This window comes from Streptomyces narbonensis, assembly GCF_014649015.1.
GTDB classification, from domain to species: Bacteria; Actinomycetota; Actinomycetes; order Streptomycetales; family Streptomycetaceae; genus Streptomyces; species Streptomyces narbonensis.
Map to the genome: position 1 here is coordinate 22,741 of NZ_BMSF01000014.1, position 20,419 is coordinate 43,159.

Sequence of the window (20,419 nt, forward strand, 5' to 3'; positions counted from 1 at the left end):
GGCCACACGGATCGACGACCCTCACACCCTTCCGCCGGTGAGGCGCTTCTAGTCCTCGTCGCGCAGGACGGAGGCCACCGCGCGCAGGGCGTCCGCGAGCCGCTCGATCTCCCCGTCCGTCAGATGGATCGACGGCGCGAACCGCAGCGTGTTCCCGGCGCTCGCCGTGGGGAACGTCCGCACCCGGTGCTCCCGCAGCAGATAGCCGGACAGCGTGTACCCCAGCAGGCCGGACCGGGCCCCGTCCCGTACCGCCTCGGAGGACGACTCCGACTGGTCATGGAACTCCAGGCCCAGCATCAGTCCCTTCCCGCGGACCTCCTTGACGACGTCCGGGAAGTCGGCGCGGACCCCTTCCAGGGCCTCGGCGAGCCGGGCGCCCCGCTCCCGCGCGAGCCCGTAGGCGCGGCCGCCGTCCGCCTCCAGCATCTCCAGGACCTTCAGGGCGATCGGCGTGGAGAAGCCGTCCTTGGCGAAGGTCGAGCTGTGGACGAGATCGAACTCGTGCCGGTACCGGCCGCTCGCCACGAGCATCACCGACGTCTTCGCCAGACCGCCGCCCAGGCTCTTCGCCAGGACGTAGTAGTCGCCGCGCAGACCGATCAGCGAACTCGCGAGGAACGCGCCCGTGCGGCCCATCCCGCTCTGGATCTCGTCGATGACCACCGGGATGCCGGCGGCGTCGCATTCCCGCCGGACCGTGGCCGCGAACTCCCGGGTCAGCGGGACGATGCCGCCCTCGCCCTGGATCGGCTCCAGCAGGAACGCCGCCACGAGCGGGAAGGGCCGCTCGACGAGCGTGACCGCCCCGTCGCGCACCACGATGTCACGCAGCGCGGCGCTCTCCTCGGCGATGATCTCCCCGACTGCGGAGGGTCGGTCGAGCGGGACGAACCGGGCCCGGTTCGCCAGCGCCCCGAACGGGGTCCGGTAGGCGGAGTTGTGGGTCAACTGGACGCTGCCGACCAGCTTTCCGTGGAAGGAACCCTCCAGCGTCAGGAAGACCGGCGGCCTGGAGCCGACCTCCGCGTTCGCACGGGCCACCTCCTCGGCCAGGACCTCGAAGTCCTGGTGTCCGCCGGCCGGCAGGACCGCCTCGCCGGACTCGACCGCCGCCCGCGCGGCGGCCGTGTGCTCCGCCAGCTCGGCGACGAGCGCCTGCACCTGGAGCACCCGGTCCAGCTCGGCGTGCTTGACGGCCGCCTCGATCGCCTCGGCTCCGCTGTTGGCGAAGATCGCCGCGTACGTCTCGGCGGAGCCCGTCTCCCGGCGAACGATGCCGCTGAGCAGGGCGGCGACCTCCTGGGCGCACGAGTTGCGCGAGAACTGGGCGTTGACCGGAGCGCCTTCGTCGAGCAGCCGCCTCGCCCGCGCGACGAGCTCGGGATGGTTGTGGCCGAAGATCAGCGAGCCGTAGCCGCCCGCCGCGTCCAGGACGGGGACCTCCTCCCCGTCCTCGCCGCGGAAGAACAACGTGTTCCCCTCGGCCCGCGTGTATTCGACATCGAGCCCGACGGAGGTGAGGAAACCGAGCAGATAAGGCTCGGAAATTCCGGGTTCATCGGATACGGATTTCATGACGCCCCCTCTTCTTGGATACGGGGGGACCCTACCCACGGGGGCACCCGGAGAGTGCTGCCACGAGGTCATGGAGCGGTCATCGCCCGGCTACCGCAAGCCGTGAACAGCTCTGTTGGGCACGTTACTTGAGAATGAACAGGCGTCAGAAGGGTCTCCGATACGTTGGTTCGGTGTTCCTGCATCCGAATTTCGAAAGAGGCGCCATGAGTTCATCGTCAGAGGCGACGGGGATTTCCGATCCCGGCCGCTCCGCGTGGTGGCGCGGCGTGGACGACCGGGAATCCGTCGGCCGGCTCTCCGCCGCCGACTGCCTGGAGCTGATATTCGCCCGCATCCCGGTCGGCGAGGGATCCCGCACCTGGTCCTCCGAGGGATCCCGCACCTGGTCCTCCGAGGCCCGCACGGCGGAGGTCTGAGATGTCCCCCGTACAGCCCGTCGCCACCGAGGTGACCCCCGCGTCGCTCCGCGAGGTCATGTCCCGCTTCGCCACCGGCGTCGTCGTCCTCACCGTCGGTGGCGAGAACCCCCACGGCATGACGGCCAACGCCTTCAGCTCCGTCTCGCTCGATCCGCCGACCGTGCTCTGCTGCATCGGCCACAGCGCCGTCATGCACTCCGCGCTCACCCGGGCCGGACGGTTCGGCGTCTCCGTCATGAGCGCCGAACAGGAGGAGACCACCAGGTACTTCGCCGACAAGAAGCGCCCACTCGGACCAGCCCAGTTCGAGCGGATCGACTGGCTGCCCGGCCCCGGCACCGGAGCGCCCCTGCTGTCCGGCGCCCTCGCGTGGCTGGAGTGCGAGGTCACCGCCGCACACGAGGTCGGCGACCACTCCGTCTTCCTCGGCGAGGTCGTCAGCGCGATGAACGGAGCCGCCGGCGAGGGACTCCTCTTCTACGAAGGCCGCTTCCGGCGGACCGGTGCCACCACCACCGCCACCGGCGGCCGCTGAAGGGCGACCGCGGACCCGCACACGCCGATGATCCCGGCGGCCGTCCGGCCGCCGGGATCATCGGCGTCGACGTGTGCGAAGGCGTCGACACACGCGAACCCGGGGCCTCCCCGCCCCGGGTCCACGCCGTTCCCTCCCTACAGGAAGGGGGTCTCCGGGTCGAGACCGAGCAGCGCCCGGCCCTGCACCTCCAGATTGCCGTTCAGCTGCGCCAGCGCGTGCAGGGAGAAGCCCTGGATGTCACGGTGGAAGCGCTGCAGCGGAACGCTCCGCTGGATCACCGACCCGCCGCTCGCGTTGAACAGCACCTCGACGGCCTCCTTCGCGAGCTGCGCCGCGAAAGCGGTCTGACCGCGCACGACCGCCTTCTCCTCCAGCGACAGCTGCTCACCCGCGTCGGCCCGCCGCTGCATCAGCTCCAGCCACACGCCGGCCAGGGCCTCCGCGGCCGTGATCTTGTTGGCGGCGGTCGCCACCTGGATCTGGGTGAGCGGGTGCTGAGTCTGGTCCGTCCACGAGGTGTACGTGATGCCGCGCCCCGGGAGCCGCTCGACGAACAGGTCGTACGCGCCCTTGGCGATGCCGATGAAGACCGCGGCGGCCGCGGCCATCACCTCGCTCACGAAGCCGTACTCACGCCCGTCCGCACCGCCGTTGGACCGGCCACCGGTCGTGCTGAACAGCAGCTCCTCGAAGCGCCCCACGCGATGGTCCGGGACGAACACGTCGTCGGCCGAGGAGGTCGCGCTGCCCGTGCCGGAACCGGCCGAGACCTTCCAGTCGTCGACCACTGTCATGTCGGACATCGGCAGCAGGGCCATGACCTCTTCGAGGGAGCCGTCCGGGTGCTCCAGCATCGCCGAGGCGAAGTTCCACTGGGCGCCCCGGCAACCGGAGTTGAACCGCCAGCTACCGGTCAGCCGGTACCCGCCCTCGACGGGCGTGAGCCTGCCGGTCGGCGCGAAGGCACTGGAGATCCGGACGGAACCCTCGGTGAAGAGCTCCTCCTGCGCCCGGTCGGGATAGAGCGTCGCCGCCCACGCGCTGGTCGCCCAGACGAAGGTCACCCAGCCGGTCGACGGGCAGCCGCGCGCGACCTCGGCGATGACCTTGGACTGGTCCGCCAGGTCGAAGTCCAGGCCCCCGAAACGCTTCGGGACGGCTATCCGGAAGACCCCCGCCTTCTCCAGGAGCTCGACGTTCTCGTCGAGAATCCAGCCGCGGTTCTCCGACTCGACCCCGTTCTCCCTGAGCGTCGGCACGATGCTCCGGACGGATTCCAGTACGGATTCGAGTTCAGCGTTCATGAGATGCAAACTCCCTGCTCGATCGTCTCGTTCCGGAGCCGAGCGTACGGCGGGCCGTTCCCCGGCCGATCGGGACGTGGTCACGAGGCGGTCACCGGGGTGTTCCGGAATTCCCGATTACCGGTCAATTACCGGGCGATTCGCGAGCAGTGGACGAAAGAGGCCGGGGCCGCCCTCCGATTCTCCGGAACATGCGAACGGCTGTGGCAGCATGACTCGCATGTCTATCTCCTGGCCCGACCGCGTAGTTACCGCCGCCACCGACTGCACCGACATTCTGCAGAAGGCCGCCGATCAGGACTGGTCCGTCAAAGCCCGGGACAGCGACTGGTCCTGTCGCGAAGTCCTCGACCACACGGCCCTCGGCCTCGTCGGCTATTCGGCGCTCCTCATCGCCCAGCCGTCCGACCGCTTCACCGGCATGCTCGCCGGGTTCAACGGACAGTCCCCGATCCCCGTCTGCCTCGAAGGCGTCCGCATCTGCGCCACCATCCTGGCCTCGGCCGTGCGCGAGGCGGACCCCCAGGTCCGCGCCTTCCACCCCTGGGGCACGTCCGACGGCCCCGGCTTCGCCGCCATGGGCGTCCTCGAGATGGTCGTCCACACCTACGACGTGACCGCGGCAATGGGCCTCGACCGGCTGCCGTCGGACGAGCTCTGCGCACCCGTCGTCGAGCGCTTGTTCCCGAACGCCCCGACCGGGCACGCCCCGGCCGAGACCCTGCTCTGGTGCACGGGCCGGATCGACCTCCCCGGGCTGCCGCGGCGGCGCGACTGGGGCGGCTGGGACGGCACCGTCCGCTGACCGGCCGTCGGCCGGCCCCCCGGTACGGAGTACGGGAGCGGCAGGAGTACGGCAGAGTCATGGACGCGCACCCGTACGGGAGTCCGTACGCGCATCCGTACAGGAGCCCGAGCGAGGGCGAGCGAGGACAGGAGGGGGAAGTGATGGACATCGCGTGGCTTCGGCGATTCGGTGGGGTGGGGCAGAAGGAACCGGAGGGTGGGGTTCGGCTGGTCTGCTTCCCGCACGCGGGCGGCGCCGCCACCTCGTACGTGCAGCTCTCCCGCCTCCTGAGCCCCGCCGTCGACGTGCTGGCCGTGCAGTACCCGGGGCGGCAGGACCGGCACCGCGAGCGACCGGTCGAGTCCGTCACCCGGCTCGCCGAACTCGTCGCGGACGCCCTGGGCACGGCGGACGGCCGGCCGTACGCCTTCTTCGGGCACAGCATGGGCGCGGCCGTCGCCTACGAGACGGCGCGCACGCTCGCCGCGCGGTCGGCGCCCGGCCCCCTGCGGCTGTTCCTCTCCGGGCGGGCCGCGCCGGAGCCGAAGCCCCAGGCCGCCGACCGGATGACGAGCGACGCCGACGTGATCGCGGCGATCCGGATGCTCGGAGGGACGGGCGTGGGCGTCCTGGACGACCCGGAGCTGATGGAGATGGCCCTGCCGGCCCTCCGCGCCGACTACCGGGCCATCGGCTCGTACGCCTGGGAGCCCGGACCGCCGCTGGACTGCCCGATCACGGCGCTGGTCGGCGACGAGGACCCCGTGGCCCCCGTCGACAAGGTGGCGGCCTGGAGCGGATTCACCGCCGCGGACACCGATCTGAAGGTCTTCCCCGGCGGCCACTTCTACCTCGACGGCATCACGGAGGAGATCGGCGACGTGATCACCGCCGCGCTCGGCGTGCGCGTCTGACAGCACGAAGGAAGAGGGGCCCTGCTTTCCGGTCGACCGGAAAGCAGGGCCCCTGTCCTTTCGTGCTGTCAGCTGCCGTTCGGGTAGTCGATGGCGAAGCGCCACTTGCCGTCCGCGCCGAGCCGCAGGACGTCGTTGCCCACGCCCTCGTGGACCTCCGCGACCCCGTCGGCGCCCGCGACGTCTATCCGCCAGTCCACGACCAGGAGCGCGGCGTCGCCCGCCACGTAGGAGTGGCGGAGGGTGGCCGTCATCTTCGGGCCGAGGGAGAGGAACTCGGCGAGCGCGTCCTTCCGTGCCCGGCCGGTGAGCGGCTTGTCCGCCTCCCAGGCGGAGACCGCCGTCTCGGTGTAGAGCAGATTGACGAGTTCAGGGTCGCCCGAGTTGAAGGCCCGGACGTAGAGCTCGGTCTGCCTGGTCGCGTCGTCGGTGAGAGCGAAGTTTTCGACAATGCTCGTCATAGCGAATTAGTGCCCGCTTTCCATGTGAAGTGCACGGCTGATTCCATTGGCGCTCGAAGGCTATCTCCGGTGACCTCACGAAGGGTTCAGCGAGGGGTAATCGACCGCCCATGAGTGACCAGGCGATGAGTGAGTTCGACGGCCCGAACCGAGTTACCCAGCATTTGCAGAACCTGTTCCGCAGATCTGTATGGTCGTTGACGTCAGCAAAACCCGTGCCGATCCGCGGGGGGCGGAAAAGCGGCAGTAGTTGGGGAAGTCCGTTGGGGGATTCAGTGACGAAGAAGCGGCCAGGCGTGACGACGAAAGACGGGATTCCCGGGACGGCCCACGAGGGCCGGTCGTCCGGCGGGGGCCGTTCGCCCGGCGAGGCGACCCGTCCGATGAACGAGGCCATCGCCGTCGTCGGCATGTCCTGCCGGCTGCCGAAGGCCTCGAACCCGACAGCCTTCTGGGAGCTGCTGCGGAACGGCGAGAGCGCCGTCACCGACGTGCCCCCCGGCCGGTGGGAGTCGGTGCTCGGGGGCCCGGCGCGTGCGGGGGGCGTGAACAGCGCGGAGGGCGTGGAGCCGGACGGGTCCGGTGTCCGCCGCGGCGGCTTCCTCGACTCCCTCGACCTCTTCGACGCGGCCTTCTTCGGGATCTCGCCCCGTGAGGCCGCCGCCATGGACCCGCAGCAGCGACTCGTCCTCGAACTCGCCTGGGAGGCGCTGGAGGACGCCGGGATCGTCCCCGGCACCCTCGCCGGAAGCCGCACCGCAGTCTTCGTCGGCACCCTCCGGGACGACTACACGAGCCTCCTCTACCAGCACGGCGAGCAGGCCATCACCCAGCACACCATGGCGGGCGTCAGCCGCGGCGTCATCGCCAACCGCGTCTCGTACCACCTCGGTTTGCAGGGCCCGAGCCTGACCGTCGACACCGCGCAGTCCTCCTCGCTCGTCGCCGTGCACCTGGCCTGCGAGTCCCTGCGCGCGGGGGAGTCCACGACGGCCCTCGTCGCCGGCGTGAACCTCAACATCCTCGCGGAGAGCGCCGTCACCGAGGAGCGCTTCGGCGGCCTCTCCCCGGACGGCACCGCCTACACCTTCGACGCGCGGGCCAACGGATTCGTCCGGGGCGAGGGCGGCGGAGTCGTCGTCCTCAAGCCCCTCGCCCTCGCCCTCGCCGACGGGGACCGTGTCCACGGCATCATCCGCGCCGGCGCGGTCAACAACGACGGAGCCACCCCGGGTCTCACCGTGCCCAGCAGGACCGCCCAGGAGCAGGTGCTGCGCGAGGCGTACCGCAAGGCGGACCTGGACCCGGCCGCCGTCCAGTACGTCGAACTCCACGGCACCGGCACCCCCGTCGGCGACCCCATCGAGGCGGCCGCGCTCGGCACCGTCCTCGGCGCGGCCCGCCCGGCGGACGAACCCCTGCTCGTCGGCTCGGCCAAGACCAACGTGGGGCACCTCGAAGGCGCCGCCGGAATCGTCGGCCTCATCAAGACGCTCCTCGCGCTCGGCCGGCGCCGCATCCCGGCGAGCCTCAACTTCCGCACTCCCCACCCGGACATCCCGCTCGACACCCTCGGCCTCGACGTGCCCTCCGGACTGCGGGAGTGGCCCCACCTGGACCGCGAACTCGTCGCCGGAGTCAGCTCGTTCGGCATGGGTGGCACCAACGCCCACGTCGTCCTCAGTGAAGGTCCCGCCCGGGACCGCGAGCAGCCCGGCTCCGGCGAGACCCCCGGGACTCCCACCGGCGGCGCGGCCACACTGCCCTTCGTCGTCACCGGCCGCGGCGGCGAGGCCCTGCGCGCCCAGGCCCGGCGCCTGTACGAGGCCGTCGAAGCGGACCCCGAGCTCACGCCCGCCGCACTCGCCCGGTCGCTGGTGACCACCCGTACGGTCTTCACCCACCGGTCGGTCGTCCTCGCCCAGGACCGGGCCCGCCTCCTCGACGGCCTGCGCGACCTCGCCGCCGGCACGCCCGCGCCGGGCCTGGTCACCGGCACCCCCGCTCCCGGACGCCTCGCCGTCCTGTTCAGTGGCCAGGGTGCTCAACGTGCGGGCATGGGAATGGAGTTGTACGCCGCCCACCCGGCCTTCGCGGCAGCCTTCGACGCCGTCGCCGCCGAGCTGGACCCCCTCCTCGACCGTCCCCTCGCCGCACTCGTCGCGGCGGGCGACACCCTCGACCGGACCGGCCACACCCAGCCCGCGCTCTTCGCCGTGGAGGTCGCCCTCCACCGCCTCGTCGAGTCCTGGGGCGTCACGCCCGACCTGCTCGCCGGCCACTCCGTCGGCGAGATCAGCGCCGCCCACGTGGCCGGGGTCCTCTCGCTGCGCGACGCCGCACGCCTCGTCGCCGCCCGCGGGCGCCTCATGCAGGCACTGCCCGAGGGCGGCGCGATGGTCGCCGTCGAGGCGAGCGAGGAGGAGGTGCTGCCGCACCTCGCGGGACGCGAGCGGGAGCTCTCCCTCGCGGCCGTGAACGGCCCGCGCGCGGTCGTCCTCGCAGGCACCGAGCGTGCCGTCCTCGACGTCGCCGAGCTCCTCCGCGCACAGGGCCGCCGGACGAAGCGGCTGAGCGTCTCGCACGCCTTCCACTCGCCGCTCATGGAGCCGATGCTCGACGGCTTCCGCCGGGTCGTCGAGGAGCTGGACTTCCAGGAGCCCCGCGTCGACGTCGTGTCCACGGTCACGGGACTGCCCGTCACGGCCGGCCAGTGGACCGATCCCGGGTACTGGGTGGACCAGGTCCGCAGGCCCGTACGCTTCCTCGACGCCGTACGCACCCTGGAGGCGTCGGGGGCCGACACCTTCCTGGAGCTCGGTCCCGACGGGGTCTGCTCCGCGATGGCCGCGGACTCGGTGCGCGACCAGGAGGCCACCACCACGGTCTCCGCCCTCCGCAAGGGCCGCCCGGAGCCCCAGTCGCTGCTCGCCGCACTCGCCACCGTCTTCGTCCGGGGCCACGAGGTCGACTGGACCTCCGCCCATGGGAGCGGCGACACGGTGAGGGTGCCCCTGCCGACGTACGCCTTCCAGCGCGAACGCCACTGGTTCGACGGCACCGCGCGCACGGCGGCGCCCCTCACAGCGGGCCGAACGGGCAGCGGTGCGGGCGAGGGCGCGGGGGCTGCTTCGGGCACGGAGCCTGTTGCCGGGAGGGGCGAGGGCGGCAGCGATCGTCCGGGCCGCCACGAGACGACCGAGCGCGTGCGGGCGCACGTCGCCGCCGTCCTCGAGTACGACAGCCCGACCCGGGTCGAACCGGGACTCACCTTCAAGGAGTTGGGCTTCGACTCCCTCATGTCGGTCGAACTGCGGAGCGCGCTCGCCGCGGACACGGGCCTGCGTCTGCCCACCGGTCTGCTCTACGACCACCCGACGCCCCGCGCCCTCGCCGCCCACCTCGGCGACCTGCTCACCGGGGGGAGCGGCGGGAGCAGCGAGACCGGCGCGGCCGGCGGGACACCGCCCGCGCCCCCGGCGGACACCACCGCCGAGCCCATCGCGATCATCGGCATGGCCTGCCGCTACCCCGGCGGTGTCACGTCCCCCGAGGACCTGTGGCGGCTCGTCTCCGAAGAGCGCGACGCCGTCTCGGGGCTGCCCACCGACCGGGGTTGGGACGAGGACCTCTTCGACGCCGACCCCGACCGCGGCGGCAAGAGCTCGGTCCGCGAGGGCGGATTCCTGCACGACGCCGCCCTGTTCGACGCCGGCTTCTTCGGGATCTCACCCCGCGAGGCCCTGGGCATGGACCCGCAGCAGCGGCTGCTCCTGGAGACCGCCTGGGAGGCGGTGGAGCGCGCCGGACTCGACCCCGAGGGCCTCAGGGGCAGCCGGACGGCCGTCTTCGTCGGCGCCACCGCCCTGGACTACGGCCCACGCATGCACGACGGCGCCGAGGGCGTCGAAGGTCACCTCCTGACCGGCACGACGCCCAGCGTGATGTCGGGCCGCATCGCCTACCAGCTCGGCCTCACCGGACCGGCGGTCACCGTCGACACGGCCTGCTCGTCCTCCCTCGTCGCGCTGCACCTGGCCGTCCGCTCACTGCGGCAGGGAGAGTCGAGCCTCGCGCTCGCCGGCGGAGCGACCGTCATGTCCACACCGGGCATGTTCGTCGAGTTCTCGCGGCAGCGCGGCCTCGCCGCCGACGGCCGCTCCAAGGCGTTCGCCGAATCCGCCGACGGCACCTCATGGGCCGAGGGCGTCGGCCTCCTCGTCGTCGAGCGGCTCTCCGACGCCGAGCGCAACGGCCACCCCGTCCTCGCCGTGATCCGGGGCAGCGCCGTCAACCAGGACGGCGCCTCCAACGGCCTCACCGCCCCCAACGGCCCGTCCCAGCAGCGCGTCATCCGGCAGGCCCTGGCCGACGCCGGGCTCACCCCCGCCGACGTCGACGCCGTCGAGGCGCACGGGACGGGCACCCGCCTCGGCGACCCCATCGAGGCCGAGGCGATCCTCGGCACGTACGGCCTGGACCGGGGCGAGGGCGCTCCGCTCCAGCTCGGCTCGCTGAAGTCCAACATCGGCCACGCGCAGGCCGCCGCGGGCGTGGGCGGGCTCATCAAGATGGTCCTCGCCATGCGCCACGGCGTACTGCCCAGGACGCTCCACGTGGACCGGCCCACCACCCGCGTCGACTGGGAGGCGGGCGCCGTCGAGCTCCTCACCGAGCAGCGGGAGTGGCCGCAGACGGGCCGCCCGCGCCGCGCGGCGATCTCCTCCTTCGGCATCAGCGGGACCAACGCCCACGTCGTGGTGGAGCAGGCTCCGGAGCCCGCGGACTCCACTTCGGCCCCCGCGCCGGGCGCGCCGCAGGCCGCGGATTCCACCTCCGCCAGCGCCCCCGGCGCCCCACAGACCGCGGGCCCCGCCTCCGCCACCGACCCCGAGCCCGTACGCGCCCCCGTCTTCGTCTCCGCGCGCGACGGCTCCGCCCTGCGCGCCCAGGCCGACCGTCTGCGGACCTTCCTCGACGGCTGCCCTGACGTCACCGTCGCCGACCTCGGACGCTCGCTGGCCGCCCGTACCGCCTTCGAGCACAGGGCCGCCCTCACCGCCGGCACCCAGGACGAGCTGCTCGCCGCGCTCGACGCACTCGGCCGCGGGGAGCAGGCCACGGGCCTGGTCACCGGCGGCGTGGGCAGGGCCGGACGCACGGCCTTCCTCTTCACGGGCCAGGGAGCCCAGCGCACCGCCATGGGCGAGGAACTCCGCTCCGCCCACCCCGTGTTCGCGGACGCCCTCGACACCGTGTACGCGGCCCTCGACCGGCACCTCGACCGGCCGCTGCGGGAGACCGTCGCCGCCGGCGAGGAGCTGGACCTCACGGCGTACACCCAGCCCGCCCTCTTCGCCTTCGAGGTGGCGCTGTTCCGCCTGCTCGAACACCACGGGCTCGTCCCCGACCTGCTCACCGGCCACTCCGTCGGCGAGATCGCCGCCGCCCACGTCGCCGGCGTCCTCTCCCTGGACGACGCCGCACGGCTCGTCACGGCCCGCGGCCGCCTCATGCAGTCCGCCCGAGAGGGCGGCGCGATGATCGCCGTGCAGGCGGGCGAGGCCGAGGTCGTCGAATCCCTGAAGGGCTACGAGGGCAGGGTCGCCGTCGCCGCCGTCAACGGGCCCACCGCCGTGGTCGTCTCAGGCGACGCCGACGCGACCGAAGAGCTCCGCGCCGAGTGGGCAGGACGCGGCCGCCGCACCCGCCGACTGCGCGTCAGCCACGCCTTCCACTCCCCGCACATGGACGAGGTCCTCGACGAGTTCCTCCGGGTCACCGAGGACCTGACCTTCGAGGAGCCGCGGATCCCCGTCGTCTCCACGGTCACCGGCGCGCTCGTCACCTCCGGCGAGTTCACCTCGCCCGCGTACTGGGCCGACCAGATCCGGCGGCCGGTGCGCTTCCTGGACGCCGTCCGCACCCTCGCCGCCCAGGACGCGACCGTCCTCGTCGAGATCGGCCCCGACGCGGTCCTCACGGCACTCGCCGAGGACGCCCTCGCGCAGCCGGAGGACGCGACACACGCCCCGGACGCCCGGGAGGTGACGGTCGTCCCGCTGCTGCGTGCGGGACGACCCGAGGCCGAGACCCTCGCCGCCGGTCTCGCGACCGCCCATGTCCACGGCGCCCCCCTGGACCGCGCGTCGTTCTTCCCGGACGGACGCCGTGTCGACCTGCCCACGTACGCCTTCCGGCGCGCGCACTACTGGCTGACGCCCGAGGCCCGCACGGACGCCCGCGCCCTCGGCTTCGACCCCGCGCGGCACCCGCTGCTGACGACCACGGTCGAGGTCGCGGGCGGCGACGGCGTCCTGCTCACCGGCCGCCTCTCCCTCGCCGACCAGCCCTGGCTGGCCGACCACGAGATCCACGGCACCGTCCTGCTGCCCGCCACCGCCTTCCTGGAGCTCGCCCTCGCGGCGGGCGACCACGTCGGCGCGGTCCGGGTGGACGAACTCACCCTCGAAGCACCGCTCGTCCTGCCCGAGCGCGGTGCCGTCCGCATCCAGGTCGGCGTGAGTGGCGAGGGCGACGGCGACGCGCCGACCGGTCGCACCTTCGGTGTGTACAGCAGCCCCGACTCCGGCGGTGCGGAAAGCGGCGACGACGCGCCCCGGGAGTGGACCCGCCACGTCTCCGGCGTACTGGCCGAAGGAGACCCGACCACGGCGGCGGACCACTCCCTCACCGGCGGGGACGACCCAGCTGCCTGGCCGCCCGCCACGGCGACCGCCACGCCCCTCGACGGCGTCTACGACCGTCTCGCGGAGCTGGGCTACGGCTACGGCCCGGCGTTCCAGGGCCTGACGGGGCTGTGGCGCGACGGCGCCGACACGCTCGCCGAGATACGGCTGCCCGCGGCGCAGCACGAGAGCGCGGGACTCTTCGGCGTCCACCCGGCGCTGCTCGACGCGGCGCTCCACCCGATCGTCCTGGAGGGCGGTGGTTCCGCCACCGAAACCGGGGCCAGTGCGGCCGACCGGATCCGGCTGCCGTTCGCGTGGGCCGGGGTGACCCTGCACGCCGAAGGCGCCACCGCGCTGCGCGTACGGATCACCCCCACCGGCCCCGACACGGTCACGCTCCGCCTCACCGACACCACCGGCGCGCCCGTGGCCACCGTGGAGTCCCTGACCCTGCGCGCTGTGGAGAAGAACCGTCTCGGCACGACCGCCGGACGCCTCGACGACGCCCTGTTCACGGTCGCGTGGACCGAAACCTCCACCCCGGAGCCCGCGGGGCGCCGAGCGGCGGAGATCGAGGACCTCGGCGACCTCGCCGCACTCGGTGACCTCGTGGACCTCGGCACGACGGACGTCGTCCTCCGCGCCGACCGCTGGACGGCCGACGGGGACCCGTCGGCCGCCGCGCACACCGCCGCGCGGCGCGCCCTCGGCATCGTCCAGGAGTTCCTGTCCGAGCCCCGCTTCGACGGCTCGCGACTGGTCTGCGTCACCCGGGGCGCGGTCGCCGTGCTCCCCGGCGAGGACGTCACCTCCCTCGCCACCGCGCCCCTGTGGGGCCTCGTCCGCTCCGCCCAGTCCGAGAACCCGGGACGTCTGTTCCTCCTCGACCTCGGTGCCGGTGGCAAGGACGCGGGCGGCACGGGTGAGGGCGACGGCGGGGCGGCGATGATCCGCGCGGCGGCCGCCGGCGACGAGCCCCAGCTCGCGGTACGGGACGGCCGGCTGCTCGCGCCGAGGCTGGCCCGTACGGTCGCCCCTTCGAGCCCTTCGAGCGGGGACGCCGACGCCAACGGGACCGACCGCTTCGGCCCCGACGGCACCGTCCTCGTCACGGGCGGGACGGGAGGCCTCGGAGCGCTCCTCGCGCACCACCTCGTCACGCGTCACGGGGTACGCCGCCTGGTGCTGGTGAGCCGTCGCGGGGCCGACGCCCCGGGCGCGGCCGAACTCGCCGAGGACCTCACCGGGCTCGGCGCCGAGGTGGTGTTCGCCGCCGCCGACGTCGCCGACCGCGAGAGCCTGGCGCGGGTGATCGCCGCCGTGTCGGCCGAGCAGCCGCTGACGGCCGTCGTGCACACGGCGGGCGTCGTCGACGACGCGACGGTGGAGGCGCTCACGCCTGACCGCCTGGACGCCGTGCTGCGCCCGAAGGTCGACGCCGCGTGGAACCTGCACGAGCTGACGAAGGACCTCGGCCTCGACGCCTTCGTCCTCTTCTCCTCCGTCTCCGGCATCGTCGGCACCGCGGGCCAGGCCAACTACGCGGCGGCCAACACGGCCCTCGACGCCCTCGCGGCCCACCGCGCCGCCACGGGCCTCGCCGCCACGTCCCTGGCCTGGGGCCTCTGGGACGGCACGCACGGCATGGGCGGCACCCTCGGTGCCGCCGACCTCGCCCGCTGGAGCCGTGCCGGTATCACCCCGCTCACCCCGGAGCGGGGCCTCGCGCTCTTCGACGCCGCGGTCTCCCGGGACGACGCCCTCCTCGTACCCGCCGCACTCCGCCCCACCACCCACCGGGGCACGGACGGACAGCCTCCGGCGCTGTGGCGCGGGCTCGTACGAGCGCGTCCGCGCCGTGCCGCGAGGACGGCCGCGGAGGCCGCCGGCACGCCCGGCGGGTGGCTCGGCGAGCTTGCCGCGCAGTCCCCGGAGGAACGGCGCGGCACGGCCGTCGCCCTCGTGACGGCCGTCGTCGCTGACGTCCTCGGGCACGCCGATGCCGGCGCGGTCGGGGCGGAGCGATCCTTCAAGGACCTCGGCTTCGACTCGCTTGCCGGGGTGGAGCTCCGCAACCGGCTGAACACCGCCACCGGCCTGCGGCTCCCCGCGACCACGGTCTTCGACCACCCCTCGCCGGCCGCGCTCGCGGCCCATCTCCTCGGCCAGGTACCCGGATCGGGCACCGGTGCGACGGCGAACGGCGCCGCCGCGGTCACTGCCGCCCCCTCCTTTGCGCGCACGGCGGACGCCGACGATCCGATCGCGATCGTGGGGATGGCGTGCCGCTATCCGGGCGGGGTGTCGTCGCCGGGGGACCTGTGGCGCCTGGTGGCCGAGGGGACGGATGCGATCAGCGAGTTCCCCGTCAACCGTGGCTGGGACCTGGAGAGCCTCTACGACCCGGATCCCGAGCGGACCGGTACGTCGTACGTCCGGCACGGCGGCTTCCTCCACGAGGCGGACCTCTTCGACGCGGACTTCTTCGGGATGTCGCCGCGCGAGGCGACCGCGACCGACCCTCAGCAGCGGCTCCTCCTGGAGACCGCGTGGGAGAGCTTCGAGAGCGCCGGCATCGACCCGGCGACCCTGCGCGGCACCAACACGGGTGTCTTCACCGGCGCGATGTACGACGACTACGCGTCGCGCCTCGCCGCCACCCCGGCGGAGTTCGAGGGCTTCGTCCTCGCGGGCACCCTCTCCAGCGTCGTTTCTGGGCGTCTGTCCTACACGTACGGCCTTGAGGGCCCGGCGGTGACCGTCGACACGGCGTGCTCGTCGTCGCTGGTGGCGCTGCACCTGGCGGCAAGCGCCCTGAGGCGCGGTGAGTGCGACCTCGCGCTCGCCGGCGGAGTCACCGTCATGGCGGGCCCGCACGTCTTCGTCGAGTTCTCCCGACAGCGAGGCCTTTCCGAGGACGGCCGCTGCCGGTCTTTCGGAGCCGGCGCCGGCGGCACGGGCTGGGCCGAGGGCGTGGGGCTTCTCCTGGTGGAGCGGCTGTCGGATGCCGAGCGGCACGGTCACCGGGTCCTGGCGGTGCTGCGGGGTTCCGCGGTGAACCAGGACGGCGCGTCCAACGGCCTCACGGCCCCGAACGGTCCGGCGCAGGAGCGGGTGATCCGACAGGCGCTGGCGAACGCCGGTCTGTCGGCTGCGGATGTGGACGCGGTGGAGGCGCACGGTACGGGTACGAGGCTCGGCGACCCGATCGAGGCGCAGGCGCTCCTTGCGACGTACGGGCAGGACCGTTCGAGCGAACGACCTCTGTACCTGGGCTCGTTGAAGTCGAACATCGGCCACTCGCAGGCGGCTGCCGGCGTCGGTGGCGTGATCAAGATGATCGAGTCGATGCGGCACGGTGTGCTGCCCAGGACCCTGCACGCGGATGAGCCGTCGCCGCATGTGGACTGGGAGGCGGGCTCGGTCTCGCTGCTCACGGAGGAGCGGGAGTGGCCGGAGGTCGGGCGTCCGCGCCGGGCCGCGGTCTCGTCCTTCGGGATCAGCGGCACGAACGCGCACGTCATCATCGAGCAGGCTCCGGAACCCAGCGGCACGAACGCGCACGTCATCATCGAGCAGGCTCCGGAACCCGTGTCGGTGGACGGGGAAGAGCAGGCCGCCACGCCGGTGTCCTCCCTCCCGGCCGTCCCCTGGCTTCTGTCGGGACGCGACGAACGGGCCGTGAGCGCCCTGGCCGAGCGCCTCCACGCCTACGCGATCGAGCATCCCGAGGCGGGCGTCGCCGACATCGGCCTCTCGTTGGCCACGGACCGGGCCCTGCTCGACCACCGGGCCGCCGTCGTCGGAGCCGACCGGGACGAACTCCTCGACGCCCTGGCCTCCTTGGCCCGGGGCGAGGAATCGCCGGCCATCGTCCGCGGCGGGGCCGAGGCCACGGGCCGGACGGCTGTCCTGCTCACGGGCCAGGGATCCCAGCGCCGGGGCATGGGGCGTGAACTGTACGACCGTGCACCGGTGTTCGCCGCCTCGCTCGACGAGATCTGCGCCCACCTGGACCCACAACTGCCCCGCCCCCTCAAGGACGTTCTCTTCGCCGCCGAGGGGTCGGAGGACGCGGGGCTCATCGACCGCACGGTGTTCACTCAGGCGGCACTGTTCGCCGTGGAGACCGCCCTCTACCGGCTGTTCGAGGCCCACGGCCTCGTCCCCGACTACCTCATCGGCCACTCCATCGGCGAGGTCACCGCGGCCCATCTGGCCGGGGTCCTCGACCTGGCCGACGCGTGCGTCCTGGTCGCCCACCGGGGCCGCCTCATGCAGTCGGCCCGGGCCGGCGGCGCGATGGCCGCGGTCCAGGCGAGCGAGGAGGAGGTCCGCGAGGCCCTCGCGGCCGTCGGCGACGCGGTGGCCGTGGCCGGAGTCAACGGCCCGAACGCCACCGTCGTCTCCGGCGACGAGGACGCGGTCGAGAGACTGGTCGCGCGGTGGCGCGAGCAGGGAAGGCGGACGAAGCGGCTGCCGGTCAGCCACGCCTTCCACTCGCCGCACATGGACGAGATCGTCGACGAGTTCGTCGGTGCCGTCTCCGGCCTCACCTTCCGCGCCCCGAGGATCCCGGTCGTCTCCAACGTCACCGGGACCCTGGCCACCGCCGACCAGCTGTCCTCGCCCGCGTACTGGGCGCGCCACATCCGCGAGGCCGTGCGCTTCGCCGACGGGGTGCGGTTCCTGGAGGGCGAGGGCGTCACCGAATGGCTGGAGCTGGGCCCCGACGGAGTTCTCGTCGGGCTGGTCGAGGACTGCCTCGTGAAGGAGGCGGGATCGCTCGCCACCGCCCTCCGCAAGGGCGCGAGCGAGATCCGGACCGTGGGCGCGGCCGTGGCCCGGACGGCACTGCGCGGAACGAGCCCCGACTGGGCGGCGGTGTTCCCGGGCGCACGACGGGTCGACCTCCCGACGTACGCCTTCCAGCACCGGCGCTACTGGCTGGAGGGCCGCGCGGAGGCTCCGGTCGACGCCACGGCCCTCGGCCTGGCCGCCGCGGACCATCCGCTGCTCGGCGCGGAGGTCGCGATGGCGGACCGCGACGGGTACGTGTTCACCGGACGCCTCTCGACGCGCACGCACCCGTGGCTCGCCGACCACGCGGTCGCCGGCTCGGTGCTCGTGCCCGGCACGGGCCTGCTCGAACTGGTCCTTGCCGCCGGCGAACAGGCCGGCGCGGGCCACGTCGAGGAACTGCTGCTCTCGGCACCCCTGGTGCTGCCCGAGCGGGGCGGCGTACAGGTGCAGGTCGTGGTCGGGGGTGCGGAGGAGTCCGCGGGCCGTCGCGCGGTGGAGGTCTACGGACGGCCGGACGGTGAAGGCTCGTGGATCCTGCACGCGAGCGGTTCCGTGGTGCCCCGCGCGGGCGGGTCGGACGTGCGCGGCGATGGTCTGTCCGTGTGGCCGCCGGCCGGTGCGACCGAGGTGGAACTCGACGGTGTGTACGGCCGCTTGCCGGAGCGCGGATACGAGTACGGCGACACCTTCCAAGGGCTGAGGCGGCTGTGGAAGAGCGAGGGAGCACTCTTCGCCGAGGTCGCCCTGGAGGAGGGACAGCGGACGGACGCCGGTCTGTACGCCGTGCATCCCGCCCTCCTCGACGCGGCCCTGCACTCCCTCCTCCCGGGCGTCGCCACAGAGGAAGGCCCGTCGTGGCTTCCCTTCTCCTGGGCCGGCGTGGACGTCCACGCCACCGGGGCCTCGGTGCTCCGCGTGCGGTTCGCGCTGACCAGCCCCGACCCGGACTCCCTCGTGGCGTCCCTGACCCTCGCGGACGGCGCGGGCGATCCGGTGGGTTCCGTGGGTGCGCTGGTGCTGCGGCCGTTGTCGCGGGAGGCGCTGCGTGCGGCGGGCTCGTCGCGGGACGGGCTGTTCCGGGTGGAGTGGCGCCCGGTCCCGGTGGCCGGGACGGAAGGTGCCGGAGCGCCGCACACGGTGTCGCTCGTACTGGCTCCGGGGACCGGCGGTGCCGGGAGCGGTCTCGCCGAGGCGGCTCGGGGTGCTGTGGCGGACGTACTGACGAAGGTCCAGGAGTTCCTGGCGGACGAGTCGTCGGCCGAGTCCCGGCTGGTGGTCGTGACCCGGGGCGCTGTGGGTGTCGGTGGTGGGGGTGTCGCGGATCTCGTGCACGCGGGTGTGTGGGGTCTGGTGCGTTCGGTGCAGGCCGAGCATCCGGGGCGGGTGGTTCTGGTCGACGTCGACGTCGACGAAGAGGCGGACGCCGCCGTCGGCCTGGTGCTGGCCTCCGGTGAGGACCAGGCGGCTGTGCGGGATGGCCGGGTGTTCGTGCCGCGGCTGGTCCGTGCGGATGTCGCGCCTGCGGAGGAGCCCGTGGACTGGGGGCGGGGCACGGTCCTGATCACCGGCGCCACGGGCACGCTCGGCAGCCTCGCCGCACGCCATGTGGTGACCCGGCACGGTGCCCGTCGGCTGGTGCTGGTGAGTCGGCGTGGCGGGGAGGCTCCGGGGGCTGCGGAGCTGGCCGGAGAGTTGGTGGCCGAGGGCGCCGAGGTGGTGTTCGCGGCTGCCGATGTGGCCGATCGTGGCGCCTTGGCGGAGGTGATTGCCGGGATTCCGGCGGAGAGTCCTCTGTCGGCGGTGGTACACACGGCGGGTGTGTCGGACGACGCGACGGTGGAGGCGCTGACGCCGGATCGTCTGGATGCGGTGTTGCGTCCGAAGGCCGATGCCGTGTGGAACCTGCACGAGCTGACGAAGGACCTGCCGCTCGACGCGTTCGTCGTCTACTCCTCGCTCGCGGGTCTGCTGGGGACGGCGGGTCAGGCGAACTACGCGGCCGGCAACACCTTCCTCGACGCGCTGATGGAGCACCGGCGGGCTTCTGGTCTCGCGGGTGTGTCGCTGGCATGGGGTCTGTGGGCGGAGTCGAGTGATCTCTCCGGGCATCTGGGCGAGGCGGATCTGCAGCGTCTGGCGCGTTCGGGTCTGCTGGCGCTGGAGTCGAAGGATGCGATGGAGCTGTTCGACTCGGCCACCTCGGCCGGTGCGACGGACGCCGTGTTCGCGGTGACGCGGATGGACATGGCCGCCCTTCGGGCGCAGGGGAGCGAGTCGCTGTCGGCGATGCTGCGGGGTCTGGTGCCCCCGGCACCCCGCCGCGCCGCCGCGGGCACCACCTCCGCGAGCAGGGTTCCGGCCCTGCCGGAGCGACTGGCCGGCCTGGCCCGGGCCGAGCGGGAACGGATCCTGATCGACCTCGTACGCGAGCAGGCCGCGGGAGTGCTGGGGCACGCGGATCAGGGTGCGGTGGAGGCGGAGCGGGCGTTCCAGGAGCTGGGTTTCGACTCGCTGACGGCGGTGGAGCTGCGTAACCGTCTCAACGCGGCCACCGGGCTCCGTCTGCCCACCACCCTCGTCTTCGACCACCCCTCGCCCGCCGCCCTCGCCACCCACCTCCTCGACCTCCTCGCCCACGACGAGGTCGCGCCGGAGGAGCCCGTCCTGACCGAACTGGCCGGGCTCAGGGCGGCGATCGGGGCGGTGGCCACGGACGGCACCGCATACGAGCGGATCACCGCCGGGCTGCGCGAGCTCCTCGACGTCGCCGACGCGGCGGCCGGAGCACCCGGAGCACCCGGAGCCCCCGGAGCCGGGGACGAGTCCGAGGCGGAGGGTGACGACCGGGACCGGGACCAGGACCTCACGACCGCGAGCGACGAGGAGCTCTTCGCGCTCTTCGACGACCTGGAGTGACAGG

8 protein-coding genes are annotated in these 20,419 nt (G+C 73.2%); 5 read left to right on the forward strand and 3 right to left on the reverse strand.

Going from position 1 to position 20,419, the window contains the following annotated elements; genetic code table 11:
• Positions 1-48: 48 nt before the first annotated feature.
• Positions 49-1,578 (reverse strand): aspartate aminotransferase family protein, encoded by a 1,530-nt coding sequence (locus IE124_RS24970; protein WP_189510379.1) that lies wholly within the window; start codon positions 1,576-1,578, stop codon positions 49-51.
• Positions 1,579-1,784: 206 nt separating this feature from the next.
• Between IE124_RS24970 and IE124_RS24975 the strand changes: the two genes are divergently transcribed.
• Both IE124_RS24975 and IE124_RS24980 read left to right on the forward strand, forming a co-directional pair.
• Positions 1,785-1,997: a hypothetical protein gene (locus tag IE124_RS24975; RefSeq protein ID WP_189510381.1), complete on the forward strand. Its 213-nt coding sequence runs from the start codon at positions 1,785-1,787 to the stop codon at positions 1,995-1,997.
• Position 1,998: 1 nt separating this feature from the next.
• On the forward strand, positions 1,999-2,535 hold the full coding sequence (locus IE124_RS24980) for a flavin reductase family protein (protein WP_189510383.1): 537 nt from the start codon (positions 1,999-2,001) through the stop codon (positions 2,533-2,535).
• A gap of 137 nt (positions 2,536-2,672) precedes the next feature.
• Here the strand turns inward: IE124_RS24980 and IE124_RS24985 are convergent, their stop codons facing one another.
• Positions 2,673-3,842 (reverse strand): acyl-CoA dehydrogenase family protein, encoded by a 1,170-nt coding sequence (locus IE124_RS24985; protein WP_189510385.1) that lies wholly within the window; start codon positions 3,840-3,842, stop codon positions 2,673-2,675.
• A 220-nt stretch (positions 3,843-4,062) separates the two neighbouring features.
• On the opposite strand from IE124_RS24985, the gene IE124_RS24990 reads away from it, so the two are divergent.
• Positions 4,063-4,647 (forward strand): maleylpyruvate isomerase N-terminal domain-containing protein, encoded by a 585-nt coding sequence (locus IE124_RS24990; RefSeq protein WP_189510387.1) that lies wholly within the window; start codon positions 4,063-4,065, stop codon positions 4,645-4,647.
• Between the two features lie 143 nt (positions 4,648-4,790).
• Positions 4,791-5,543, forward strand: coding sequence for a thioesterase II family protein (locus IE124_RS24995; RefSeq protein ID WP_189510779.1), 753 nt, complete (start codon positions 4,791-4,793; stop codon positions 5,541-5,543).
• A gap of 68 nt (positions 5,544-5,611) precedes the next feature.
• Here IE124_RS24995 and IE124_RS25000 read toward each other — a convergent pair whose 3' ends face one another.
• Positions 5,612-6,004, reverse strand: coding sequence for a YybH family protein (locus IE124_RS25000; protein ID WP_189510388.1), 393 nt, complete (start codon positions 6,002-6,004; stop codon positions 5,612-5,614).
• A 383-nt stretch (positions 6,005-6,387) separates the two neighbouring features.
• On the opposite strand from IE124_RS25000, the gene IE124_RS25005 reads away from it, so the two are divergent.
• Positions 6,388-20,415 carry a type I polyketide synthase gene (locus IE124_RS25005; RefSeq protein ID WP_189510782.1) on the forward strand — a complete coding sequence of 4,676 codons (14,028 nt, stop codon included), beginning with the start codon at positions 6,388-6,390 and terminating at the stop codon, positions 20,413-20,415.
• Positions 20,416-20,419: the final 4 nt, after the last annotated feature.